A 25,330-nucleotide genomic window follows, 5' to 3' on the forward strand; every position below is an offset into this window, starting at 1 on the left:
AAAGCGTTTATTTCGTGCATCGAAATCGCCGACCGTTGCTCAGCCAAGATGTCTTGCTGGCCCGCATCGTCAGAGCCAAGCGGGGGAGGGCGGGGTGAAGAAAGCGTGTGGGTCTCTTGGAACTCACCCACGCTAAGTCCCACCCAAATCTCGCCATGCGGCCTTGTAACATCGATGAGTTGGCGGATTCCGGCGGTGCTAGCGACGACGTGTCTCCTGGAAGATTCAACCAGGCCCAGGGCGCAGCGCCCGAGCGGACAACCACGGTGGTCGAGTTTCGCCGCGATCGTCGGCTCGATAGGCCTCTCCGCTGCTGAAGCCTCAAGGGCGTCAAAATGGCGATAACGTTCCAAAGAGGCGTCACGGCGAATTTTGCAAAGGGCCTTGGCGGTCCCATTGCAGTTTGCGTTGAGCTTACTGAAGAGAGTCGAGCTTCCGATGCTTGTCATAACGGGCCTTCCAAGCCGCCGCCCGCCGTGCCGCCGCACTTGGTATCGAGGTTACGTGGGCCATTCACCCGTTCCAGATCGATCTCGCCAAGGAGATCTTCTCCCCGCCCGAAAAGAAGGTCGAGCGGGCCCGCCGCATCATGGATGTCCGTTTCAGGAGAGCGCCATGCGGCAGCCGGTGGGTCCCGGTCAGTCGGGGTAGTTGTCAAGTCATCGGCGTGCTGGCGCGTTTTCCTCTTGCCCATCCAACTGGACCATCCGAGTCTGCCGCAGCGACCCAACTGCACTTCCGGGACCTGCTCCTGACGGAGAACGAGGTTAATCTCCCAGTCAAGTTCATCTCCAAGGTAGTTGCAGATGATCTCCGCTATCGACTTAAGGCCGGGAGCTGCGGGCAGAAGCGATTCGTAATGAGCCAGGCTGAGGGGACCCACAATGAGTCGGAACCGATGGTGCCACACTCTGACCCTCGCACCTGCAATAGCGTTGCTGTTCAGCGTGCCCGTGGCCGGGTCGCGGCCCAGGAGGCAGAGCGATATGCGGGGCAGATCCACCCACTTTGGGACAAATTCACGGATATCAACCGGCGCCTCGACGAAGCTGGCGAGGATGGCAGCGAGCCCCTCGGCGTTGCGGGTGTGTGAGGCGAGACGGCCGGTGAAGTGGAGTTTGGCCAGATCAGGCATAGCATCCCGCGCGCGCAGGGAGGTCATCCCGAAGCCGGCTAGCGCGCCGAGCTGAAGGGCAAATCGATCTTCTTGTGGCCTGTCATAGCTCACGGTCGGTTCGCCCTCCGCCCATGCGCGGAAGAAGAACGAGGCCATTCGATGATGAAAGGTATCAGCAAATCGGATCAGCGTCTCATCCGCGGCGTTGTGCTGCCGGAGAAGGGCGTACTCCGTCAGATGCAATGGGAGGGGACCGTGGGGTCCAAACAAGCCGAAGGCGTAGGTGGAGATTACGGGGTCGTTCTCCTCGTGCGCAGTCACGCCCGCGATCGATCGAGTCGGAAATGCAAGGGAGGGCTGCTGGGCGATCCGCACGCGATCCAGGCTGGGACCGCTCGATTCTCCCAGCCGAGGCCGATCTGAGCAGATTGCATCGATCCGCCGCAGAGCCTGGAAGAAGTCGCAGGCATGCGGTTCGGCCCTGAGCGAGCTTAGGAAGTCGCCGAGTGCCCCCGAAATCAAAGGATCGCCCGGCGGCCGGCCATCGTCGGCCATCGCATTACCTCCCCGCGCTGTAGCGTCGAGACGACCATCTCGGTGAAGCTGTTGATGGATACGTATTTCGCGAAGAACTGGTTGAGCACGGAGGCGAGCGGAAAGATGCCAACGCCTTCGAAGGCCGCTTCGTCCAGGATGATACCAACCTCAATCCCACGTGCTACGGCGGCTTGTCCACCGCTGGACAATCGCCTGACCGCAGGCCTGGACCGAATCTCCCGGATCCCGTCGATCTGCCGTGAGGCGAAGGCATTGACTGGATCGACGTAGAGGCGGAGGAGTTCACGTAGCGCTTCTGCGCCCCGGTGGTCGTTCCTATCGGAATTGCTGATCGAGAGGTAGTTCAGTGAAAGATGGCTAATTAATCGCCAAGTGATATCGCCATTGGCGAAGGAGTGGCGCGGTCGGCTCGGGGGCGATACGCACCGGGTGGCGGTAACTGGAGCGCCGATTTCCAGGGTGAAGTCTGTCTCGTCCCGGCCGATCGGCAGCAGCAGCGCCAGATCCCGGTTCGAGCACAGGCAGTTTACAGACAAATGCCGGAGTTCCGCCGAATAGGGAGCCGCCTGGCGATCAACTAGAGAAACGAACGTTTCGCTGCCGATGTAGCCAGTCCGCGCGCCATTTAGACGCTGGTGCTCCGACATGAGGCGCTGCTCCCGGCGGATCGCGTAGTATCTGGAATGCTGCTCCTCCTGACCGTGCGCGCTGATGCTATAGAACGGGTAGAACCTCACGGGAGCCGCTTCGTTTTTCGCCCCGTCTCCGCTCATCTCGAGGATCGAGTGGACCTCAAAGTCGAGCGGCCTCATCCTGTCAACAATCACATGATGCTCGGTGTTCTTGTCGCTCACGTGGACGAGATCTGCCTGGCGTTCGAAGAGATTAATCGCGGGCGTTGCGAAGAGAACGATATTTTGGGGCCCGAGCTGTCGTTCCAGCCGTGGCTCGACACGTCTGAGTGCGAAGACGATCTCAAGGGTCTCGGCAGTTGACAGGGCTACTGCGTCTGCCAGCCCGCTAACCTCGACGAACAACGTCCGCTCCGCGAGGGCGAAATACTCCTGTAGGAGACGGTACCCGTCGAAAGAGCGTGGCACCTCGGGCAGGAGAGCACAGCTCGGCTCCAAACCGCGTTGCTGCAGCGCATGAACCGGAATCTTTTCCTGCCAAGGGATAGGCCGGCCGACCGGACGGGCTATGATATTGCATGCGTCACCGAGAAGCTGTTCGGCGAGTGCGGCGCCGATGCCACCGGGGCCTGTTAGGTGCAGTGTGAGAGCCTCTAGTCCGAGTTTATTGAACGGCATGCCATTGGTGGTGCGAAGGCGTAGTCGCAAAGCAGCCTTCGCATCTTGCCGGGCCGGAAGATCCAGTGCGGCGATCTGCCCCGGCGTCGAAAAATAATCGGCAGCGCTCACCACAATTGGCCAGAGATGCACATCATGGGCCGTGCGGAACTCGCAATGTGTGACGGCGCCCGGAGCAAGACGGCCCAAAAGCTTGGTTCCCCGCGGCACGAGGTATCCATTTTCAAGTCGTCCGGCATCCTGGTCGGGCTCGAAACGGACGATCGTCATCGAGGGGAGCGGCGGTAGAAAATGCGGATAGACCATCTCCAGGAGGTGCTGGGTGAATTCCGGAAAGCGAGACTGAAGCTTCAATTGCACCCGCGCCGCCATGAAAGCGAAGCCTTCCAGAAGCCGCTCGACGTAGGGGTCGGCGACCTCCGCTGATTCCATCCCGAGCCGGGCGGCGACCTTCGGGAATGCACGGGCGAACTCGGCCCCCATCTCGCGCATATAAGCAAGTTCGTCGTTGTACAGTCGCAGGAGCCGGGGATCCATCAGCTTATCTCTGTACCGAGATGAACGCGGGCGGATTCGAGCTCGGAATCTACCTCCGTACGCATCACCATTCGCACCGGCAATGGCTGCGCCCACAGATCGGCTTCGATCCTAAAGCGAAAAGTGCCGCAACCCTGACCATCGTCCAGGACCGTGACCTTCAGGGTGTCCGGTAAGAGACGCGGCTCAAAGCGCTGAAGGCTCTCGATTATCGCTTCGCGCAATGCGCTCTTATCCATGCCTTCGCGAATTTGTCCGCTGAGAGGCCAGGCACCATAATTAAGTGCACTGGCCGCTACGTGAGGGTACGCTTGTAGATCTACGGTTGCACCCAATTGATTGGTGTTCAACAACCAGGAAACATCGCGTAGAATCACCTCTTCCAGTTGGCGAACAGAGAAGCTGCGCTTGTCCTGCGCTTCACACGAGCTGCGCGGCTCATCGTCCGTAAGCCGGTCCAGGAGGGATGGTTGCACGAGATCCCGCTTAACATCTCTGCCCATGTTACAATCTCCAGGTGCAATGGCGACGAGTCGATCTGTCGTTTTCGCGCGCAGCCCCGAATATTCCCGGGTTGCCGATGGCCCCATCAGCCGACGAGCCTATTGAAGTCGGTGCTGTTCGCGATTTGGTTCCAGATGCCCTCGCCAGCTTTGGTAAGAGCGCCTTTTTCATCCTGCCTGTAATAAATGACCTTGCAGGCGCCGAACCGGAATGTGATCGTCTCCTCGGGGGCCTCTTCCGCATAGGACCACTCGACCTTCTCGACTACCAGCATGTTGAAACTCCAGTGCAAGAACAGGTTCGATTCTGATGTAGCTTGTCCGCTCCCCGTCGCTTTGAAAAGTTTCAGTTCGACGCTATTGAAGTGGGCGCCGCGACCACAGGCAACGTACAGAGAGGGCGATGACGTATCCACCTGCTTCTTGATAGTGAAGACCTCGAATTCGGCCTTGCCCGCGCCCGCCCCGGCGGTATGAGGCCCAATGTTCAGCTTGTTTTCGAGTGAAAAGCTCCATTCGTCCGCTAGGGTGATACCGTCCTTTAGAATGATAGATTCGCCCTTGGGCAAAATGCCGTCCTTGGACGCTTGCGTGAATTTTATAACCGCGTCGAACGCCATGATGGACTTTCCTTTTCTCGTTGATCTGATTGGGCCTGGATTGCATCGGCCAGCCCGGGGCAGCTATTCCGGAGTTTTGGCGCCGAGAACGGAGCACAATCATCTGCGGGTTTTCTCAGTCCTTGCGGGCGGATGGCAGGCGCGAGACAAGTCTCAAAGAGATGGTTAGGCCTTCGAGCTGGTAGTGTGGCCGCATGTAAAATCTCGCAACGTAATATCCGGGATTATCTTCGACCTCTTCCACCTTGACCTCGGCTGAGGAGAGCGGCTGCTGTGCCTTACTCTCTTCGCTCCCAAGCTCGGGCGAGGGGTGGACATAGCCCTGAATCCATTGGTTGAGCCACTCCTCGACCTCGTGGCGCTCCTTGAACGTGCCAATCTTGTCCCGGACCATACACTTCAAATAATGTGCGAAGCGGCAGGTTGCGAAGATGTAGGGTAGCCGGGCACTGAGTTCGGCGTTCGCTGACGCGTCGGGGTCTTCGTATTTGACCGGCTTGTTAATAGTTTGAGCGCCAATAAATACGCCGAGGTCCGTGTTTTTGCGGTGCAACAGCGGTAGAAGACCGTTTTTGGACAGTTCGGCCTCACGGCGGTCGCTGATCGCGATCTCAGTGGGGCATTTTAGGTCGACGCCACCGTCGTCGCTGCGGAAGGTATGTACCGGCAGACCCTCGACCAGGCCGCCGGATTCGACGCCACGAATTCTGGAGAGCCAGCCATAGAGCTTGAACGAGCGCGTGATATTTACGCCCATGGCGTAGGCTGCGTTCGTCCAAAGGTATTTCTCGCTGTCGCCGCCGTCTGTGTCCTCCTCGAAGGCGAATTCATCGACCGGGTTGGTTTTGGCCCCGTAGGGCAGCCGGCCAAGGGTGCGTGGTAAGGTCAGGGCCACGTACCGAGAGTTCTCGCTCTCGCGGAACGCCCGCCAAGGGGCATGTTCGGGCGTGAGGAAGATTTTTGTGATGTCACGCGGGTTCGCAAGCTCACGCCAAGAATCCATCTGCAGCAGATGTGGTGAGACGGCAGATATAAGCGGTGAGTGGCTCGCCGCCGCGATCTGCGCCAGTCCCGAAAGCAACTCTACGTCCGGTGGGGTATGGTCGAAATAGTAGTCGGCAATCAGGCAGCCATAGGGTTCACCGCCGATTTGGCCGTATTCGTCTTCGTAAATTTTTTTGAATAGCGGACTCTGATCCCAGGTGACACCCTTATATTTCCGCAGAGTTCGGGACATCTCCACCTTTGAAACTGGGAGAACGCGAATCTTCAACGTTTCATCGGTTTCGGTGTTGATGGCAAGGTGATGCAAGCCCCGCCAAGCTGATTCCACGCGCTGGAAATTTTCGTGATGGAGGATCTCGTTGAGTTGTGCAGAAAGCTTCTGGTCGATCGAAGCAATCATTGCTTGGATAGTCGTGACGACATCGTCGCTGATCAGCGACGTGTTTTGAAGTGCCTGCTCGGCCAGTGTTCGGACGGCACTCTCCACCAAGTCACGGGAGTGGTCCGAGCGGATCTTGAACTCGAATCGAAGCATGCGGGTGAAATCGCCGAGATCAACGGTGGCGACCTGTACATCTGTGGCATCTGCAGGCATCATGATCAGTTCTCCTCTGTGTCTGGGGATGCCAATGGCGGAGCGGCAACCACTGCATCAGGCTTCTCAGTCTCGATGCCATTGCCGAGGGCGCTTAGCAGTGCCGAATCCGCGAGGAAGTGGGTGAGCAACTCTTCGGCACCGTTCTTCCCGTCCATATAGGCCAGCAGATTGGAGAGCTCCGTTCGCGCCTCGAGCAGCCTGCTAAGGCTGTCGACCTTGCGCGCCACGGCCGCCGGCGAGAAATCTTCGAGCCGCTCGAACGTCAAGTCGACAGCGAGTTGGCCTTCTCCGGTCAATAGGTTCGGCACCCGCATCACCACCCTGGGCCTCAGCGATCTGAGCCGATCATCGAAATTGTCGATATCGATCTCCATCATCTTGCGCTCCGCGACAGGGGCAAGCGGCTCGGCAGCATTGCCGGCGAGGTCGGACATCACGCCGACCACGAAGGGAAGCTGAACCTTCTTCTGAGAGCCATAGGTCTCGACGTCGTATTCGATCTGTACGCGAGGCGGACGAACCCGCGCGATGAACTTTTGACTACTCGCCTTTGTCATGTGTTCCACTCTCCTGATAGGGAAGATTGCGCACGTCACGTGCCCTCGCCGACCGCCAGACCGGCAATCGAACGGTATTGGGCAACCCCTTCTGGCGCCAACTCTTTGATAAGAGCCATGAAGTCCTTCGAGACAAGTCGCTGCGCGCGCTCCAGGAGGGCTGGCAGTGGGCTCGCGGGCTCATTCACCTGGTACCAGTGGCAAATGCGGCCAAGAATTTCGACAACGTCATCGCGGTTGCGGATCACTTCGGGGTAAGAGGCCTTGCTAGAGTCTGGCAATGGAGATGCCGGGGCTGCAGGCTGGGCCCTTTTCCGATGGGCGTCGACCAGATCCTTGGCCTGGGTGAGTAGCACTATCAGAGGGTCGAATCGAACGGCCTCGTCACTCGCGACGTGCTGCCGAACACTCGCGTCTAGATGGGTGGCGGCTGCCAGGCTGGCGTGGAGACCAGTGCTGATCTGCTCGAGCTGCAGTGGGTCGGTGTCGATGAAGGCGTGCTCGATGGTCGAACGATCAATTTCCGTAGATTGGGACCGTAGCGCACCAGCCCAATCGCGGAGCGTAAAAGTCCCGAATTGCCTGGAGGAGGTGAGTGGGACTTGGCGTATTTCTGCCAAGAGCCCGGAGAGATCGCAGAGGCTCGCTAGAGCGTTGAGGCGAACGGTCTGATCTTCGTCATCTTCTGGATCCGGTCGCGGATGTAGCTCTGACCAGTAGAGCTCGACATAGGCCGCGAGCAGCTCAAGCCCCCGACTTAGACCAGAGAAGCCGAACTGACTGAGGGCGGATCGTGTGAGCAAGATGCCGACTCTTAGATCCTTAGTGCGGGCAGAAAGGTCGAGGCCAAGCCGCCACACCTCTGTCCAATCGGGAGCCTCCTCGGTGGCGATGGAGTCGCCTATCTGCTGGTGCGGCTTGCCATGCGACGCTATCTCCAGCTCCAGGAAGCTCAAATCGTAATCGAGAGCATCCCCGCATGCGTTGCCGTCGCTGATCGGTTTTAATAGATGATCTGCATCGAGCATGACCCAAATCCCAGTTTTCCCGACATAAAAGATCGTCGCGCCTCTGTTTCTCAATGTTTAGCAATGAGCAGACGCGATTGCTCATGCACAATCGACATTCGTATATGTCGTGAATGCTTGGGGCGTGAATGCCGCCGCTTCGGATCTTGACGCAGCTATGTGCTGCTCAGGCGCGAGGGACACCCTTGTGAACAACAAGAAGCTCTTCCGGGTCCATCGGGAGGAGAAGCTCACGATGCGCAAGCGCCGTGGCCGGAAACGAGCGAAAGGCAAGCGTTGGTGTTGATCCCGCTGGCTGCCAATGATCGTTGGCGCGGGTTCAGGCTTCTGATGGTCGTGAGGAAAGCCGGACTCTCGTCGCCGATACTTCGCTCTCCGGCCTGCGGTCGCCTGTGGACTGGATCGGGTTATCGAGGAGCGTGGCAAGCCAAGCACTCTGGCCTCGGCTGACTAACCCTGCAGAGTTCGCCCAGATCGGCAACCCGCGACGTGATGCAGTGCTGCGCAGCCGGAATGGTCTCCGCACCTAAACCCGCCGATGCCGCCGCGGATGCGCAACCCACCGCTGGAGCGAACCCCAAACTGGATAAACTTGACGGTACAAGCTCAGCCAGATTGAATTGACATCGTCGGGCAGTCGTTGCAAAGGGCAACCTGCGGAGTACCGTTGCAAACGTGAGCCTGAAGGCCTCCAACTACGAAGTCTTCGCGCGGCCGCCTCCGCGCCAGTTGCTGCATAAGGTGGATGGCGTCCTCGGCGATCGCTCTTGGGGGTGTCGGCGCGCGGACCCTCATCGAACGAGCGGCCAGCCGGCGGGTCCATCGCGCGTGCAGCGACCCGGCGTCAGTGGTAGAACGGCTCGAGCACTTCAACGGCATTATATCTCCTGCGCTCCGCCGGACCGCCGCACGAGGCATATAGGGCGACAATCTGGATGAGATCCGTATTGACCGCATGTAACGATGCTCCCCGAGATTCGCACGTTGCCTCATTCATTTTGCTCCCAGTTGGAGCGAAGGAGTGGGGTGCGGAGATGGCGGGGTTTCGCAGCGGCCGGCCTCCTTCGTGAGCGCCATTGCCGTTTTCGACGGAAGTCGAAGTTTAATAACCATCGTCGCGGTATTTACTTTTGACAATGGGTGTGATGCGGTTTTGCGTGATCTTCTAAAAAGAATCGAGTCCCGCCGCCAATCCCCCGTTCTATCGCGCACCTACCGCATCCCAACGTGACTGTCGACCCTGCTTCCATTAGTCGTGCAGGGCAACCACGCGGTCTCTCGTGCAGATCCCTGCGATTTCGAATTGACGGACACCGACCCCGTCTGACGGTCGTGGAGTGCACGCACTTAGTCACCCTAGCCGCCCGCGCACTGCAACCCCGCTGTAGCGATCCTTCTACCTCTATGCTAAAGAAAGTTTTGGAAAAACTTGCCTCGTCGCCATCGTTCGACGGCGGCCTTGGCGCCAATCTTGCGAGGAGCGGGCTGATGGTCGCAGCGGCATGCGAGCCGACATTCTGCGCTCCCGACCGTCGAAGACGAGGTCGCTCTCGGCGTGTTAGTCAGCCGGAATGCGCCGGCCGTCGTGCCCCTAAATATCGATCTCGAGCCAGGTATTGGCCTCCAGACTGAAGAAAAATTCGGCGCTCTCACATGCTCATGCAATCCCGTGGTGGACAACCAACGCACATGATGGTGCAGTTCCTAGGGAATGTGGTGATGAGTCATGAGCCGTCCTATATCACCTTGAACGCTGCCCTCCTGGCTATCCGTTTCTTCGAGGCACCCACGATTATGGCGGCATCGGCGGCGCTGAGATCGGGATGGGCCGCCTTCAGTGCGTCTGCCCACGCCCCCTTACTCTGCCCCGGCAGCTGCGGTGTCTGCCTAGCGATTTCGTCCAGCCTCGCCTGGTCCTGGGCCGACACCGTCTGGAACGCCGTCCTCACGGCGATATCGCGCCTTACGGCACCCACGACTATGGCGGCATCGGCGGCGCTGAGATCGGGATGGGCCGCCTTCAGCGCGTCCGCCCACGCCCCCTTGCTCTGCCCCGGCAGCTGCGGTGTCGCCGCCTTGATCTCGTCCAGCCTCGCCTGATCCTGGGCCGACACCGTCCGGAACGCCGCCCTCCTGGCGATATCGTCCCTAAAGGTGCCCAGGATGGTGGCGGCATCGGCGGCGCTGAGATCGGGATGGGCCGCCTTCAGCGCATCGGCCCAGGCCGCATTGCTCCCCCCCTGCCGCGGTGTTGCCGCCGCGATTTCGTCCAGCCTCGCCTGGTCCTGGGCCGACACCGTCCGGAACGCCGCCCTTTTAGCAATATCCTGCTTTATGGCACCCACGATTACGGCGGCATCGGCGGCGCTGAGATCGGGATGGGCCGCCTTCAGCGCGTCCGCCCAGGCCGCATTGCTCTGCCCCGGCAGCTGCGGTGTCTGCCTAGCGAGTTCGTCCAGCCTCGCCTGGTCCTGGGCCGACACCGTCCGGAACGCCGCCCTCCTGGCGATTTCGTCCTTTGCGGCGCCCACGATGGTGGCGGCATCGGCGGCGCTGAGATCGGGATGGGCCGCCTTCAGCGCGTCCGCCCAGGCCGCATTGCTCCGCCCCTGCCGCGGTGTCACCGCCGCGATTTCGTCCAGCCTCGCCTGGTCCTGGGCCGACACCGTCCGGAACGCTGCCCTCACGGCGATATCGTCCTTTAAGGCGCCCACGATTGTGGCGGCATCGGCGGCGCTGAGATCGGGATGGGCCGCCTTCAGCGCGTCCGCCCACGCCCCCTTGCTCTGCCTCGACTGTCGCGGTGTTTGCCTGGCGATTTCGTCCAGCCTCGCCTGGTCCTGAGCCGACACCGTCCGGAACGCCGCCCTTTTTACAATATTATGCTTTACGGAACCCACAATTATGGCGGCATCGGAGGCGCTGAGATCGGGATGGGCCGCCTTCAGCGCGTCCGCCCACGCCCCCTTGCTCTGCCCCGGCAGCCGCGGTGTCTGCCTAGCGATTTCGTCCAGCCTCGCCTGATCCTGGGCCGACACCGTCTGAAAAGCCGCCCTCCTGGCGATAACTCGCTTTACGGCGCCCACGATGGCGGCGGCATCGGCGGCGCTGAGATCGGGATGGGCCGCCTTCAGTGCGTCCGCCCACGCCCCCTTGCTCTGCCCCTGTAGCTGCGGTGTCTGCCTGGCGATTTCGTCCAGCCTCGCGTGGTCCTGGGCCGACACCGTCTGGAACGCTGTCCTTTTAGCAATATCCTGCTTTACGGCATTCACGATTATGGCGGCATCGGCGGCGCTGAGATCGGGATGGGCCGCCTTCAGCGCGTCCGCCCACGCCCCCTTGCTCTGCCCCGGCAGCCGCGGTGTCACCGCCGCGATTTCGTCCAGTCTCGCCTGGTCCTGGGCCGACACCGTCTGGAACGCGGCCCTTTTAGCAATATCCTGCTTTACGGCACCCACGATTATGGCGGCATCGGCGGCGCTGAGATCGGGATGGGCCGCCTTCAGCGCGTCCGCCCACGCCCCCTTGCTCTGCCCCGGTAGCTGCGGTGTCTGCCTGGCGATTTCGTCCAGCCTCGCCTGGTCCTGGGCCGACACCGTCCGGAACGCCGTCCTCCTTGCAATATCGTCCTTAAAAGAGCCCACGGTTATGGCGGCATCGGCGGCGCTGAGATCGGGATGGGCCGCCTTCAGCGCGTCCGCCCACGCCCCCTTGCTCTGCCCCGACAGCTGCGGTGTCGCCGCCTTGATCTCGTCAAGCCTCGCCCGGTCCTGGGCCGACACCGTTCGATACGCCGCCCTCCTGGCGATAACCCGCTTTACGACGCCCACGATTACGGCGGCATCGGCGGCGCTGAGATTGGGATGGGCCGCCTTCAGCGCGTCCGCCCACGCCCCCTTGCTCTGCCTCGACTGCCGCGGTGTCTGCCTGGCGATTTCGTCCAGCCTCGCCTGGTCCTGGGCCGACACCGTCCGGAACGCCGCTCGATTGACGAGATCGCCCGTTGAGGCCCCCACGATTATGCCGGCATTCGCGGCGCTGAGATCAGGCGCCAACGCCAGCGGCCTTTGAGCATATAACGTCTGCCTGCGGCTGGGCCTGGGATCTGCGTCCTTCTCAGTAGTCCGCCTCTTGCGCCCGCCACCGGTCGGATCGCTGGGCTCCGCGGGCACCTCGGACATGGCCGAATGCTCCTCTCTTCCACCCGGCACCTCGGTGGGCCCGGCAACCGCTGAGGCTTCTAAATTCCCAAGGCCATGCAGCCCCCCGCGCTGAGGGCCAGTCTCCAGCGGCTGGCCCTCGACGAGGTGAATAGTGCGATCGGCATTATTGTATTCATCTGTTGTCCTCGTGAGGTTGAACGCGGTCTCTGCCGGGACGACCGGAACTCTCGTCAGTTCCGTCATGTCAGCCATCATTTGCGGGGTTTGTTCTTCAGGGCTTTGAAGCTCGGTCGGCGGGCTTGGCTGGTCGACGCTTAGCCTTTCCACGTAACGCAATACCGAATTCTCTTGCCAGATGTCGTCCGAATTGAAGTTGTCGGCCACTTGATCGACACGCGCCACTGAAGACTGCGCTCTTTGATCCGCTGGGTGCCGGCCCTCATCCGGCCGCGAAGAGCCCTGCCCCTTAGTCCGAGGGTCCCTGTCAACCATGCTCACCCCCCTGGGATATGGCCTTCAGGAAACAAGGGGTCAGCTGTCGGGCACCGACTGCTGACGGAAGGTCAGAATTTATCAGGGGCTCAAGCGACTTAACCAGAGTGCAAGGGGCGCGACTGCGACCATCGACCGCTCCAGCTTGCCGAGCCTCGTTCGGACGCCGCTCAATCACCGTGGGTCCCGTTTTTTGCTGTTGTGGCATGGGGCGGCTCTGCGGAATCGAGCTCAGGTGACGGGAGGCCGGCAGATCCCGAAGACATGGCCAGGCCGTTGATAACTGGTAGCGTAAACGCATCATTGCAGCAGAACCTCAAAAACCACGGAGAAGAGCCCGCGATTCAAACTAGCGCAGTCCCGGTATTGGATTGCATGCACAGGTGATATGCTCGCATCCGGTTAGTGAGCGGCTATGGCGCAGCTCCTGCGTGAACCCATAACGACAGCGGCGATCCTTCGAGAGATGCAGCGACGACCCGTTCTCCAGACCGGAGGTCCGTGCTTGATGTGGCGATCGGCACGGATTGCTATCAACGCTGACGGCCGCCGGTGCCGCGCAAGCCGGTTACGACGAAACATCGACATGATCTCTTCTATGGTGGGATTGGCCCAACGATACCAGGGTAGTGGCAACTGTCGCCAATTGCGGCGCCAGTGAGGTCGGCCTTCGTCTTCGAACTCCTTGCTGGCTTCCGCTAAACAACGCGGCCTTATCACAAAAGGCTGGGAGATTTAACGATGATCCCGGCATCCGGACTTCTGCGCATTGCCGGCCGGTAATAGCGCGAAAGACTTGCAGCAATCGCAGCGCCGGCGGCACCCGTGACTAGTATCCGCACTGCCTGGCCCGTAACAATGCGCTGTGACCAGCGGAAGCCGATCTCGTGGAAAGACAAGGCATGCTGCGGGCTGATATGATGAAAGACGCCGGCAATGGTGCGGCGGACCCGGGACTTGAAACCTCCCACCGAGTGGACGGCGACTTGGACGAATTCGCGGCTCGAATGCTTTACGTTCTCATGCGTAGCAAAGCTCTTGCCAATCGCCATGAACGCCTCACCGCCCATCAGGCAGGTTGCGGTTCGATCCCTTTCGCCGTCGCGCGCCCTGCATGTATCGAAAGGCCTTTTCGGCCCCGTCCAGGCGGTAGACCGTCCGGATCCATTCTCGGTCGCTCACCGAGATGAAAACGGTCGATCTCCACCGTGCCATCTTGCATGTGCTCGCGCGCCAACATGAGGCGCAGCGCATATCCCATTCGCTAGCTATTGGGCATCACCAAATGTGGAAATGCCTATCTTCGCCGCATGAATGATCCATGCCGCCAGGGCTGCTATCCCGCACCTGGCGCGAACCGGGACTGCAACCGGTTCGTGGATCGTGTCCAGGAGGTGGTTGTCTAATCGCTAAACTGGTCGTCAAGGTGCTTTAGGGGCGGCGGCGCGTGAAGACGATGTTGGCGGCGGCACTGCCTCAGCGTATTCAGGAACATTTTCGACGAGGCAATGCGCATCACGTGTCACCTTGCCTGTTGCGCTGCTCTTTTGGCCCCGTACTTGCGGCGCCGGGTCTCAAGGCTTCCGGGCGGTCATTTGCGAGATTCATCCCGTACGAGTGACAGGACAGGCGAATTGGCGCGTTGTAGGTCAGTGTGAACATGAACGACCAATAAGGCTCTGAGGGCAACGGGCTACTGAGCGACAGTCTAGATGAGACCCCTTGCTTGTCGCGCTGCAAGGGGGCTCATGACCAATCCTGATGAGCTTCGGCGCTTGCATATCTGAGCTGTCCCGACACGCGATGCCCTTCTACCAGCGCATTGTTGGATATCAGATGTGCATGCAAGGGGGCAGTGAAGCTCTGCTACTTTTACGGAGAAAGCCGTTCTGTCAGGTGGACGCGAGGCGAGTCTTGAATGTCGTGGAATAATAGGGTCGTCTGGTCGGAGGGCTTGTTCCTCCGCCCGCAGCATTTTCAGCAGGCCGATCGTCACGTCGAACAGCTGGTGCGCAGCAGGACGGCGGTTTTGCATGGGTACGGGTGGGGTATCAGCGAGCTGCGGCTCAATCGAGAGCTGCTTGGTCTCGGTAAGATCGCCATCGAAGCGGCTCGCGGCGTCTTGGAGGACGGGATGCCCTTCAGTATTCCTGACGAAGCCAACCAGCCAACTCCCTACGACGTTCCGCCGGATTTTCGAGATTCGCTTATTCACTTGGCGGTACCGTTTTATCAACCCGGCGCTCTTGAAACCGACGCGCAAGCGGGAATTGACGTACCTATCCGCTTCGCAGTCTCCACTGAGGATGTTGTCGACACCAACGCTGGCGAGCGAGGCAGCGCCTCCATCGACGTAGCGAGGCTGGATTTTCGACTGCTGCCGGACGCGGCAGACCGGTCTGGCTACACTTGCATCCCAATCGCCCGTATCATAGAGGTCCGGGCCGACCGACAGATCATTCTGGACGAAACGCACGTGCCGCCAACCCCCGACTGCGCCAGCTCCCGGGTCCTCTCGAACTACATCACTGAGATCACCGGCCTGCTTCACCATCGTGGTGAAGCTCTGGCCACTCGGGTCTCCCAGTCGGGAACGAACCGGGTTGCAGAGCTCGCGGACTTCCTTCTGCTGCAGGCGATCAATCGGTACGAGCCGTACTTCTGCCACCTATCCAAGGCCGCCGTTGTAAATCCGGAATCGCTGTATGTTCTCATGCTCCAGTTGGCGGGTGAACTAGCCACGTTCGCCCGCGTCGATAAACGTGCCCCGACCCTTGGTGTTTACAAGCACGACTCTCTCGCGGAGGCGTTTTTGCCAGTGATGCAGTCGATCCGGGCTTCGCTGGGTGCAGTGATTGAGCAGACTGCGGTCCCCGTACCGCTGCAGCGGCAAAAATACGGTGTCCATGTGGCCGAGGTGGCCGACCGCTCTCTCTTTACGACCTCGAGCTTCGTGCTGGCTGCTCGGGCTGATATTGAGGTCGAGCGCCTCCGGCGCGAGTTCCCGTCTCAGATTAAGATCGGCCCGGCGGAGAAAATCACGGAACTCGTCAATGTCGCACTGCCCGGCATTATCATCAATCCCCTACCGGTCGCGCCGCGTCAGATCCCGTTCCATGTTGGATTCAGCTATTTCGAGATCGATCAAAATAGCCGCTTCTGGAAGGATATGCCCCAATCCGCCGGCTTGGCGCTGCACGTTGCTGGCGACTTCCCAAATCTCGAAATGGCTCTCTGGGCCATCCGAGCCGGACAGAACCCACATTTGAGTTAGCCCACCAATGCCCCTCACGCTACGTGTACACAGCAATAGATGTAGTTTTCCGGAATATCTCGTGCCGGGCGACGCGGCTGGTGGACTGACTACCAGCCGAGCAGGCAACAGCCTGGTTCTGCCGGATGATCAGCAGATGGTCTCGAAATCCCACTGCTCAATCGAGTGCATGGCACGGCGATACGTACTGATCGACCGAGGCCGCGACGACACATGTCAAAATGACGAGGCGATGCCGCTTCCGTCAGAGGCGCCGGTCGCCCGGAAAACCAGCGATGTTATTCAGATCGGCGCCTATATGACCGATGTCGTCGCGGTGTCGCCTTCGATATCCATTGCGGAGAGTGCCGCCGAACCGGAGGGACAACTTGCAGCGACAAGTGAGGAGTTGAGTCTTCTTGGCCCCCTCGAAACGGCCTCGTCGCTCCTGGCGGGCAATTGCACCCGGGGTGAAGAAGCGCTGCTGGACCTGAGGGACGGCGAGTTCCTACCATTGCCGTTCTTAGGCACTCGTTTAGACGCGCTGGCGGGCATGATGAGAAGTCCGTGGGATATCTACGCAGACAGTGTGCCAGATCGGGCCCCCATCTTGACGCAACCCAAGGTGGAGCAATCATCTCGCCAAGAATCATCGAGCGGCGGTCACGGCTTTCCTTGCCGCCTGCGGCTTATCATTGGCAGATGTCCGGAATGCCGGCATCGTAAGCGTGCTGGATCGTGCAGGGAAAATGCTTCTGTATTCCGCCGCGCTGCACAGCATACTCTCCGAGCGAGAGCTGGCGAACAATTATTCAGAAATAAGAGTTCCGACGAAAAAACCCTGAGTCTCGTTCCCGATGTCGGTGAGGCGTTGCGCGCAGTTCTGTGCAATGACTCCAGCGGGTCCCTCCGCGGAGACCCGGCCGTTGAGCAAGCCTTCACCGACCGTGGGACGCATGACGTGTCATTCGCGGCTGTGCAGAAGGCTCTGTCCAGCGTCCGTGCACGCTTGTCCCTAGCAGGGATCGAGAAGGCGATGGGGCGGCCCCGTTCCCTTTTGCACCGCAACCATAAGGCGCGAAACCGGAGTGCGTACGTGCGCGTCTTCAATGACGTCGTATCGAGCATCGAAACCGATTTGCTCCGGAGCTTCGGCGCCGACTTCGCGCGCCCAGTGCGAGAGCGTAGTCGACCCGCCCGCCGATCCCACGATGAGAGCGTCCGCTCCGAAGGGAAGTGGGCGGGTTGATGATGGTGATTGAGGAAACGATGCCAAAATCCCAGCCACTCGTCCTCCTTCACGCCGAGGAGCAGTTGGCTGTCCCTTCGCCGTCATCGCCAGTGGCGGACGAACTTACCTGGGAGATGCTTGCGCTCGACCGACTTAATCCACTGGTCGCGGCCGCGGCGGCGCTGCTGGGTCTCAGCGCTCAGCTCAAGAGCAGTGCTAGCCATATCGACGTTGAAGCACTGCGCCTTAGGGTGCTGCGGGAGATCGATGCTTTTGAGCGTCGGATCACGCCGCTCGGATTGCCCTCGCGAGCGATCAAGGTCTGCAAATACGCCCTCTGCGCGACCATCGATGACATCGTTCTGAACACAGCCTGGGGCAGCAACAGCGTCTGGACGACGCGCAGCTTGGTGGGATCGCTGTTCAGCGATACCTGGGGCGGCGAGCGCTTCTTCGATCTGCTGACGCAATTGAAAAATGAACCGGCCATCAATATAGAACTGCTGGAGCTGCTCTACTACTGCATGAGGTTGGGCTTCGAAGGCCGCTACCGCGTCACTGCGGGAGGAGCCGCAGAGCTCAGTGTGCTGTGCGAAGACGTCTACCGCCTGATCCGAGCAGCCCGTGGTGACTTCGAGCGCGAACTATCCCCGCACTGGCGGAGGAACTCAAATAATCCGAAGCCACGCCGCACAATCGTTCCAATCTGGGCCGTCGTAGCGTTTGGGGCAGGATTACTCCTCTCGATCTATACCGGACTCCTGCATGCATTAAATGCCCGCGCCGACGCTGTCTTCAACGATATCGCGACATTGCCGCCGAACGGCGTTGTCAGATCGGCGAGAATCGCATTGCCACCAAAGGTTGTTATGAGCAGCGACCGACTGCGTAACTTCCTCGAGCCCGAAATCCGCGAAGGGCTTGTCACTGTGTCCGAGGACCCACAGCAGATCGTCGTTATCATTCGCGCCTCCGGGATGTTCGATTCTGCTAGTCCGGAAGTGAAGAAAATGTTCCTGCCGCTTCTTTTACGAATTGGTCGTTCTCTGAACGGTGAGTCGGGATCGGTCCTCCTGACCGGGCACACCGACGCCATTCCGGTGCAATCACTCGCCTTCCCTTCAAACGATTCCCTTTCGCTCGCGCGTGCGAGCGCAGCTGCCGAGATTATCAAATCCATGATGGATGACCCAGGCCGCGTGCGAGAAGAGGGCAGAGGGAGCGGAGAACCGGTCGCTTCGAACCACACGCCCGAGGGCCGCGCGCGGAACCGTCGGATTCAAATCATCATCACAAAGACACAATGAAGACAAGCCATGCAGTCAATCAAGAAAGCGCTTAGGTGGCAATGGCTCCGTGTCGGCGGGGCGGCGATCGTATGTGCCTTAATCTTCACGCTCGGACCGCATATCTCGGTCGGAGGATTTGCGCCGCTTGACAGCCTTCGCAGCCAGATCGCGGCATCGATGCTGATTCCGGTCGGATACACCGTGATCTACTTGATCCAGTCCCAGCTTTACAAGGTTCAGGCCTATTTTGAAGACCTCGTCCAATCACGAGTGTCGGGAGCGCTGGACGCGGGTGGGGCCGAGCAGAAGAAGGGAGACCCAAGGCCTTCCGACCGAAGTGTGGGGCAAGCCAGCACGCTTGCTGAAAGAGAGCTGGAGGCGATTCGTCATCGTTTCCGCGAGACCCTTACCACACTCAAGGGGCGCCGCTACGCAGGAGGTATCAGCAGGCGGTGGCTCTATCAGCGGCCCTGGTATGTGATGATCGGTCCGCCCAACTCGGGGAAGACCACAGCAATAGTCAATTCCGGGCTCAGCTTTCCGATGGCGGCGAGGTCCGGTCTGAGAGCCGCCGGTGGGTTAGCGGGTACGGAAAACTGCGACTGGTGGATCACCGATGACGCGGTGTTCGTCGACACTGCTGGGCGCTACACGATACAGGAGGGTGATGCAGACCGGGACAAAGCGGTTTGGCGTGGCTTGCTTCGTATGCTCAGACGCTCCCGGCCACGGCAGCCGCTGAACGGTGCCTTAGTCACGATCGCAATCAGCGAGCTGAATTCTACATCCGAGGAAGTGCTCGCCGATCGCGCGCGCTGTATCCGTGAGCGGCTCCTCGAAGTGTACAGGGAGCTTCGCCTGCAACTGCCGATTTATGTGCTTTTCACTAAGAGCGATCTGCTGGCGGGATTTGTTGAATTCTTCGACGATCTGGGTCGCGAGGGGCGGGAGGCGGTGTGGGGGTTCACCTTTGCGCAAGAGGCGTCGGAGGACGAAGGCGATCCGATGGCGTTTGCCGCAGCATACGATGCGCTTGTTGGCCGCCTAAACGAAAGGCTGCTTGAACGAATGCAGCACGAAAGCAACCTCCAGCGTCGTGCGCTCATGTTCGGCTTCCCACAGCAGGTCGCTAGCCTCAAGCACCTGACGCAACAGTTCTTGAAGGAAGCCTTTGGCGGGAATTCGTTCCAGGAACCGCTTATGCTCCGCGGCGTCTACTTCTTAAGCGGCACGCAAATTGGCATGCCCTTCGATCGAGTTGCGAACGCCAGATCTCAGACCTTCGAGATCGCTCAGCCGCCCTGTACAGCGCTTCGTGGCCCGGGCCGTAATTATTTCATCAGCCGGCTGCTGCGCGAAGTCGTTTTCGCCGAAGCTGGGCTCGTCGATGCCAATCACCGCTTCGATCGGCGCCAGCGGCGGATCCGGTATGGCGCCTACACGACGATAGCGGCGGTCATTGTTACCGCCAGCGTCTTATGGACGTTCAGCTATATTCGGAATGTTCAGCTGATCGAGAGCGTTCGCCTAATGGCTGGCAGCTATGCCAGAGGGGCTGAAAAGCTGAAGCTCGACCGGGTTGAGAGTGGCGATCTTCGACCCATCCTGCCACTGCTTCAGCGGCTGCGTGATGCCAACGGCGACAGCGCGGGCGGCCGCCTATCAAGTTCGGGTCTCGACCAGAGTAAGAAAATCAAGGTTCAGACGCTCGCGGCGTACCGCCGCGCCGTGAACACCATCCTGCTGCCGCGGCTGATGTTCCGGTTGGAAACCTTATTGGTCGAGCGGCACGACGATGATCAGTTCGTCTACCAGGCGTTAAAGGTTTACCTGATGCTGGGTCAGCAGGGTCCGCTCCAGCGCGCGGTCGTCAAAAACTGGATGGCTGCCGACTGGCGAGTGATGTTTCCGGCCGAAGCCGATGCCGGCCTGCGCAGCGCGCTCGCTGATCACCTGGATGCACTCATGGAAGGGCCGCTGCCCCATAGTGAGCTTAATGGCGAACTGATCGAGAGGAGCCGCGCGAAGCTCCAGACCGTCTCGATGGCGCGCCGCGTCCTCGACATCATCGCGACCAGTCCCGAAGCCTCGCGGGCGCCAACCTGGCGTCTGGCCGACCATGCCGGGCCGCTGGCGCAGGGCGTCCTGGCTCGCAAATCGGGACAGCCGCTCAGCGAGGGGGTTCCTGGCATCTACACGAGGGCGGGGTTTTACGGAACCTTCCTGCGATTGCTGCCGCAAGTGGCTGACGCTGTCGCTGCAGAAGGCTGGGTTCTCGACTCACAGGTAGTCGCGCCGATTGCAGCCGGTGATGTGAGCCAGAAGCTGCGGCGTTCGGCGGCGGATCTCTACGCTCAGGAGTTCGCGTTGCGCTGGGACCAGCTCATTGGCGATATGTCCATCCGCCCGTCTGGGGGTATCGATGACGCGCTGCGCACCTTGAACACGCTGTCCGCGCCGACGTCACCAATGCGCCTGTTCCTTTTCGCGGCGGCGCAGGAGCTAAAGCTCAAGCAACCACCGGCTCCCGAGGACGGCTTGACGAAAGGTGACAGTGTCCCCCAGGGCGAGGTGTTGCCAAGCGAGCTCGAGGCACTGTTCCGGTCTCAACCGGCCGCGGACACGCCTGAAGCTCACGTCCAGCTCTATATGGGCGATCATTTCCGGTGGCTGCACCAGCTGGTCGAAGTGCCGTCGAACAGCCAAGCGGGCGCGCAGGCGCCGATCGACAGTGCTCTCCGGGATCTCGGCGAACTGTATCGCTCCCTCAGCCAGGCGCAGGGGCTGGCGGGTTCGAACATCTTGGAACACAACGGGCAGGCGGGCGTCGCCATCCAACAGATCGAGGCGGGGGCGGCCGATCTGCCCGAACCCATCCGGCAATGGATCCTCGGCCTCAGCCGCCACAGCTCGGACCTAACCGTCAGCGGCATGAGGCGCGGGTTGGCGAGCGGTTGGGCGGGCGGCCCCGGCGATTTGTGCCGACGGGCTACCGAAGGACGGTATCCCTTCGCGAGCGGATCCCGCCGGGATATCCCTTTGAGCGATTTCGCCCGGCTGTTCGGCCGCAAGGCGGAGATCGACACTTTCTTCGCCGAGAACCTTTCCCCATTCGTCGACAAATCCAAAGGTTCGTGGCAGTTTCGGCCAACGAGCGGTGTCGATTTCCCTATCGGCCGCAATACCTTGGCCCAGTTCCAACGGGCAGCCACGATCCGCGACACCATGTTCGATGATGCCGGCCAGGTGTCAGTTGGATTCCTGCTCACCGTCGCCGAGACCGATCCGTTGACAGACCAGGTGGTGGTAGACATCGACGGCCAGCGCCTCGAACATCGACGAGGAACGGCCGCCGCGGCCATGCATTTCCATTGGCCTACGGCCGGCGGCGTCGGCGGCGCTTCCGTCGCTTTCATCGGTTTTCAAGGCGCCACCCTCTCCAGGAGCGGCCATTGGGCGCTGTTTCGCCTCTTAAATGAGGCGGATAAGCAGCCATTGGGAGGAGGGGACCTTATTCAGGTACGACTGGTGTCCGGTCGCCATTGGGCGGTTTTTAACCTCCAGCCTGACAGCGTGATGAGCCCGTTGTCCCGCAATCTGCTGTCAGAATTCCGATGTCCAGATTTCTTATGAACGCCGGGATAGCATCCGACTGGCGCTGGGAAAGCCCTATGGGGTCACGAGACGCCCACGCAGGTCTGCGGCGGGAGAGGTCGGCATGTCGGTTGCCGGCCGGATCGGAGGCGGTCACGGCTGCGACTGGCGGCGATCGTCGCTTGATCTCGGCGCGCCGCTTTCCCGCTCGACTAGACCGCTGGAGAGCGCGGTCACCTCCATCAGGCAGATCTTCGGGAAGTTGGGTGATCAGATCCTGTCCCACCCTATCAACCGACGTACACTGATCTAGAACAGGAAACTGGAGAGATATAATGGCCGGAATGAAGCACAATAGGACAAGAGCGAAGAAATTTCTGCAGTTGATCGACCAGACGAAGAACAGAGCGGATTTGGAGTTCTGCTTTGCGGTCGGCACGGTTGGCGATCTGCGGAAGCCTGCTGTCCTGGTGAGTAAGAAAAAGCTCAATGGATTGGCACAAACTTTGAAAAACATGCCTTTTGAAGATGATGAGGATAGTAGTAAGGAGAACTTTTCGCTTCTGCGGAGAGGCACGGGCAGGATGAACGAAAACGGCGTTATCCTCGTCAAGTTGGCTGATGGTGGAAAGGCCGGGTTCCCGCAGGTCCAAAAGGTGATGAAGAAGTATTTCGTGAACTTCCGCATGAGGTTGCCTGACATGCAGGAAGCAGGAATCTTAACTGAAGAAGACATTCAGCAGTTTGAGATGAACGCCGAGGAGAACTCCCAATTTCTTCCACCCGACGACTCTGAAGAATTCAATCGGCCGATGACGGCGCTCGATAGCGCGGAAGGGAACTCTGCAGGGAGTGTTGAAGAAACTGAAGAGAGAAGCAAGCGTGAAGGCGGGGCTGAGCTCCTGGAGCAGCTTCTCCCGGAAGTGAAGGAGGGCATTGCCGCCGCGGCCGCGACCATTTCCAATCACGCAGTAAGTCTCAGCGCGCAAATTGGCGCGGGACAGACCGCAGAGTTGTCCCATCTGACCACGAAGATCGCGGATTGGCTGCAACGTGTGCTGGCTGCGACGCCTCCGGAAGAGCAGGAGGCAACGCTGCACAACTTCGCCGGCCGACTTCTGTTGATGCTGGCCTATCCTGAGAATCTGCGGAATCTTCAATATGTGGATGACATGCCCGATGGGGCGGGGCAGGGCGAGACAAACGGCGACCGCCGCGAAGAGGTCGTGGTGAATGGGATCGATCTGAACAGAGTTCCAACGGGCGCTCTCGATCAAGACGAGGTAGTAGAGTCCTTGTTCCGTCTGATCAAGGCAAAGGCTCAGGAGCGACAGCTTTCTTATCCGCTAGAGAACGCGAATTCTGAGAGGATTGCGAAGATAGTGTCGTCGCAATGGCCGAAGGAACTAGGCGATGCAGCCCGTAGGCGCGCGGTTGTGGAGCGTCTGATCGCAGCGGTGGTCCCGCGGCTCGGTAACGATGATCAACTTCTGGTCCTTCTTGGCATCGCAGACCAGCCCGAAAGGACCAAATCCATCGAGAACTCGGTCGAAAGTATCATAGCTATATGGCAGGCTCATCTCGACACTGCCTTGACGCTGCGGGATGAGGTAAAGAGCAAGATCAACCAGATGGTCGATGTGGAAGCCCGCGGCGGAACGTGGAGGTATGTCGACGACATCTTCCTGCAGTTCGGAGGAGAGCTTTCAGATCAGCTCTCCGCCATCACCGAACGCAACGGTGAGGCACTGTCGAGCGCGACCGAGCGTGTCCGAACCACAGTCCAGAAGAAGCTCGATTATCTCAACGGCAGCGACATTGTAGCCATGCTTGACAATCCTCCAATCGACATCGGTCCGGGCACTATAGGGCAGACGCTGCGGGAAGGGCTCGCGGCCATCACCGATGGACTGAAGCGCATCGAAACCTCGCGCGCCGCGCCCGCCGCGTAATAATCGCCTGTCTCGATGCCGGCCGACCCACCGGAAGGCCGGGCGAGCAGGCCATCAACGGCCTCATCAGCGACGGAAGGAGTTCCGCCGCTCAGGTGGGTCAGCGAAGCGGTGAAGGAGCGGCGCACCAACAGAGGCTCTTCTTCATCGGCTGCCGCTTCAACGACCAGATGCTGCGCACCTACGCCCGACGGATCATGACGCGATCCAACGCACCACGTTTTGCGGTGCTGGATGCGGCAGCGCCGACCAACAACCAACGCCGTTTCCTTGCAGCAAGCCCGATCACGCTTATCGACGTGCCGACTGGCGAAGCTGCGGCTAGGTTTATCGGCTGAAAACCAGAGTAGAGAAGGAGTGTTGCGGGTACGACGATACACGAGGATTTCGGAGGTCGGTCGTCGGCACCGACGTCGGAGGCGGATTTGCCGTAAACGTTGATCATCACGGCCGCTGTTTGAAAGTGCCGCTCGCCTTGCTATGAATCCACCCATTCCTTTTTGCACGCATTCCATCCACAAAAACGATTTTACTGCTCAAAACGATTGCCCTTAGAAAACGCTGAAGAGCGCTGTGTAGATTATGTGGAGTTCTAAAAAAATGGGTCCTCAGGTGCGGAGACGATGCTGGAAATTCGACCTGGAGCCCTCTGTCAGTTGCCTGGCCTCGATTGTTATCTTACGCTGGTCGTGATCGGGCAGAATCTTCACCGTTGCTTCTCCCGTTTCAGTGCTGATAGGGCTCTCACAAGAAGCACTGTTCCCTGGTCGACTAACCTGTGAGTGCATCTCCCACAATCACTAGAAGCCAGAGCAGGCGCGCTCGCAGCCGCGAGGACTTGGTCTGCGCCTTTTGCAGGGCCACCAAACCTCGTGATGTTTTCTTGCGGCTGTCGGGCCGAAATATGAAGGATTGAGTGATGTGGATAGGTTAGGCAGTTCTGCTGCAAGCGCTTCGGCCCGGGTTTCTGTGCGGCGTCGCAACAATGATCAAGAAGGTTGCGCAGGATCGGTTGTCGGCAATGTCGCCGCGCCGGTCACTAATGGTATCGGCTTCGACCCCGTGAGCTCTAGCTGCACTGTCAAGCGCCACCCTATGAAACTACGAAGGCCGGTGGCCAGGCCAGAGCGACCTACCTTCCGAAACGAACTGGAGAGCAACATGCTGTGTCTAGGGCTCAGTGGCGGTCTAAGCAAAGATTACGAAAATTCGTCCGATCTACCGAGCACCTTTATGCACGATGGGGCTGCGGTTCCCGTTCGCGACGGGCGAGTGATAGCGGCGGTCGAGGAGGAGCGCCTTAACCGGATCAAGCACTCCAACAAGTTACCAACGCGTTCGATTCAATATTGCCTCGCATCTGCAGGTGTTCACCTGAGCGACATCGACCGCATCGCGTATTATGCGACCGAGGCCTATTGCAACGCTGTGCTCGAGCGCGTGCGCCTCTTTCACCCAAGCACCCCAGCATCGGATCCGAGACTGTTGCAACGGGCTCGGGGAAGTCGACACGGGCGCTATAT

General features: G+C 60.0%; 12 protein-coding genes and 6 pseudogenes. 9 read left to right on the forward strand and 9 right to left on the reverse strand.

Features of this window, described 5'->3' with window-relative positions; genetic code table 11:
• Positions 1-457: 457 nt before the first annotated feature.
• Positions 458-595, forward strand: a pseudogene (locus QMO82_RS03590) (CoA ester lyase); the annotation flags it as partial.
• Between the two features lie 153 nt (positions 596-748).
• Here the strand turns inward: QMO82_RS03590 and tssG are convergent.
• The 7 genes and pseudogenes from tssG to tssA form a co-directional block, all read right to left on the reverse strand.
• Positions 749-1,672: pseudogene (gene tssG / locus QMO82_RS03595) on the reverse strand (type VI secretion system baseplate subunit TssG); the annotation flags it as partial.
• Positions 1,636-3,522: a type VI secretion system baseplate subunit TssF gene (tssF, locus tag QMO82_RS03600; protein ID WP_008536039.1), complete on the reverse strand. Its 1,887-nt coding sequence runs from the start codon at positions 3,520-3,522 to the stop codon at positions 1,636-1,638. The pseudogene tssG and the gene tssF, both read right to left, overlap by 37 nt.
• Positions 3,522-4,025: a type VI secretion system baseplate subunit TssE gene (gene tssE / locus QMO82_RS03605; protein WP_004680427.1), complete on the reverse strand. Its 504-nt coding sequence runs from the start codon at positions 4,023-4,025 to the stop codon at positions 3,522-3,524. Before tssE ends, tssF begins: the two co-directional genes overlap by 1 nt.
• A gap of 86 nt (positions 4,026-4,111) precedes the next feature.
• On the reverse strand, positions 4,112-4,645 hold the full coding sequence (locus QMO82_RS03610; protein ID WP_004680426.1) for a type VI secretion system tube protein Hcp: 534 nt from the start codon (positions 4,643-4,645) through the stop codon (positions 4,112-4,114).
• A gap of 115 nt (positions 4,646-4,760) precedes the next feature.
• Positions 4,761-6,248, reverse strand: coding sequence for a type VI secretion system contractile sheath large subunit (tssC, locus tag QMO82_RS03615; protein WP_004680425.1), 1,488 nt, complete (start codon positions 6,246-6,248; stop codon positions 4,761-4,763).
• A gap of 2 nt (positions 6,249-6,250) precedes the next feature.
• Positions 6,251-6,805: a type VI secretion system contractile sheath small subunit gene (gene tssB / locus QMO82_RS03620; RefSeq protein WP_004680424.1), complete on the reverse strand. Its 555-nt coding sequence runs from the start codon at positions 6,803-6,805 to the stop codon at positions 6,251-6,253.
• A 35-nt stretch (positions 6,806-6,840) separates the two neighbouring features.
• Positions 6,841-7,833 (reverse strand): type VI secretion system protein TssA, encoded by a 993-nt coding sequence (gene tssA, locus QMO82_RS03625; protein WP_004680423.1) that lies wholly within the window; start codon positions 7,831-7,833, stop codon positions 6,841-6,843.
• A 126-nt stretch (positions 7,834-7,959) separates the two neighbouring features.
• Between tssA and QMO82_RS03630 the strand changes: the two are divergent.
• Positions 7,960-8,351, forward strand: a pseudogene (locus tag QMO82_RS03630) (IS3 family transposase); the annotation flags it as partial.
• A gap of 1,218 nt (positions 8,352-9,569) precedes the next feature.
• On the opposite strand, the gene QMO82_RS03635 reads toward QMO82_RS03630, so the two are convergent.
• Together QMO82_RS03635 and QMO82_RS03640 are read right to left on the reverse strand one after the other, a co-directional pair.
• Entirely contained in the window at positions 9,570-12,014 is a 2,445-nt protein-coding gene (locus QMO82_RS03635; RefSeq protein WP_245368545.1) for a hypothetical protein, read from the reverse strand.
• A 1,190-nt stretch (positions 12,015-13,204) separates the two neighbouring features.
• A pseudogene (locus QMO82_RS03640) lies at positions 13,205-13,764 on the reverse strand (transposase); the annotation flags it as partial.
• A 642-nt stretch (positions 13,765-14,406) separates the two neighbouring features.
• Here QMO82_RS03640 and tssK point away from each other — a divergent pair.
• The 7 genes and pseudogenes from tssK to QMO82_RS03670 form a co-directional block, all read left to right on the forward strand.
• Positions 14,407-15,762, forward strand: a complete 1,356-nt coding sequence (tssK, locus tag QMO82_RS03645; protein WP_010069402.1) for a type VI secretion system baseplate subunit TssK — start codon at positions 14,407-14,409, stop codon at positions 15,760-15,762.
• 136 nt (positions 15,763-15,898) lie between these two features.
• On the forward strand, positions 15,899-16,990 hold the full coding sequence (locus QMO82_RS33730; protein WP_010069401.1) for a type VI secretion system-associated FHA domain protein: 1,092 nt from the start codon (positions 15,899-15,901) through the stop codon (positions 16,988-16,990).
• A complete protein-coding gene (gene icmH, locus QMO82_RS03650) occupies positions 16,990-18,279 on the forward strand; it encodes a type IVB secretion system protein IcmH/DotU (RefSeq protein WP_012489524.1) in 1,290 nt (429 codons plus the stop codon). Before QMO82_RS33730 ends, icmH begins: the two co-directional genes overlap by 1 nt.
• A 9-nt stretch (positions 18,280-18,288) precedes the next feature.
• Positions 18,289-21,894, forward strand: a complete 3,606-nt coding sequence (gene tssM, locus QMO82_RS03655; RefSeq protein WP_029875555.1) for a type VI secretion system membrane subunit TssM — start codon at positions 18,289-18,291, stop codon at positions 21,892-21,894.
• Positions 21,895-22,190: 296 nt separating this feature from the next.
• Positions 22,191-23,807, forward strand: coding sequence for a hypothetical protein (locus QMO82_RS03660; RefSeq protein WP_012489526.1), 1,617 nt, complete (start codon positions 22,191-22,193; stop codon positions 23,805-23,807).
• 143 nt (positions 23,808-23,950) lie between these two features.
• Positions 23,951-24,145: pseudogene (locus QMO82_RS03665) on the forward strand (hypothetical protein); the annotation flags it as partial.
• Between the two features lie 823 nt (positions 24,146-24,968).
• A pseudogene (locus QMO82_RS03670) lies at positions 24,969-25,247 on the forward strand (carbamoyltransferase N-terminal domain-containing protein); the annotation flags it as partial.
• Between the last annotated feature and the right edge of the window lie 83 nt (positions 25,248-25,330).

This window comes from Rhizobium sp. BT04 (genome assembly GCF_030053135.1).
Classification (GTDB): domain Bacteria; phylum Pseudomonadota; class Alphaproteobacteria; order Rhizobiales; family Rhizobiaceae; genus Rhizobium; species Rhizobium binxianense.

Excerpts from the sequence above, each read along its gene's own strand:
- tssF (WP_008536039.1), bottom strand. The coding sequence starts at position 3,522 with ATGGATCCCCGGCTCCTGCGACTGTACAACGACGAACTTGCTTATATG.
- tssE (WP_004680427.1), bottom strand. The coding sequence starts at position 4,025 with ATGGGCAGAGATGTTAAGCGGGATCTCGTGCAACCATCCCTCCTGGAC.
- QMO82_RS03610 (WP_004680426.1), bottom strand. The coding sequence starts at position 4,645 with ATGGCGTTCGACGCGGTTATAAAATTCACGCAAGCGTCCAAGGACGGC.
- tssC (WP_004680425.1), bottom strand. The coding sequence starts at position 6,248 with ATGATGCCTGCAGATGCCACAGATGTACAGGTCGCCACCGTTGATCTC.
- tssB (WP_004680424.1), bottom strand. The coding sequence starts at position 6,805 with ATGACAAAGGCGAGTAGTCAAAAGTTCATCGCGCGGGTTCGTCCGCCT.
- tssA (WP_004680423.1), bottom strand. The coding sequence starts at position 7,833 with ATGCTCGATGCAGATCATCTATTAAAACCGATCAGCGACGGCAACGCA.
- QMO82_RS03635 (WP_245368545.1), bottom strand. The coding sequence starts at position 12,014 with ATGTCCGAGGTGCCCGCGGAGCCCAGCGATCCGACCGGTGGCGGGCGC.
- tssK (WP_010069402.1), top strand. The coding sequence starts at position 14,407 with ATGTCGTGGAATAATAGGGTCGTCTGGTCGGAGGGCTTGTTCCTCCGC.
- QMO82_RS33730 (WP_010069401.1), top strand. The coding sequence starts at position 15,899 with ATGGTCTCGAAATCCCACTGCTCAATCGAGTGCATGGCACGGCGATAC.
- icmH (WP_012489524.1), top strand. The coding sequence starts at position 16,990 with ATGATGGTGATTGAGGAAACGATGCCAAAATCCCAGCCACTCGTCCTC.
- tssM (WP_029875555.1), top strand. The coding sequence starts at position 18,289 with ATGCAGTCAATCAAGAAAGCGCTTAGGTGGCAATGGCTCCGTGTCGGC.
- QMO82_RS03660 (WP_012489526.1), top strand. The coding sequence starts at position 22,191 with ATGGCCGGAATGAAGCACAATAGGACAAGAGCGAAGAAATTTCTGCAG.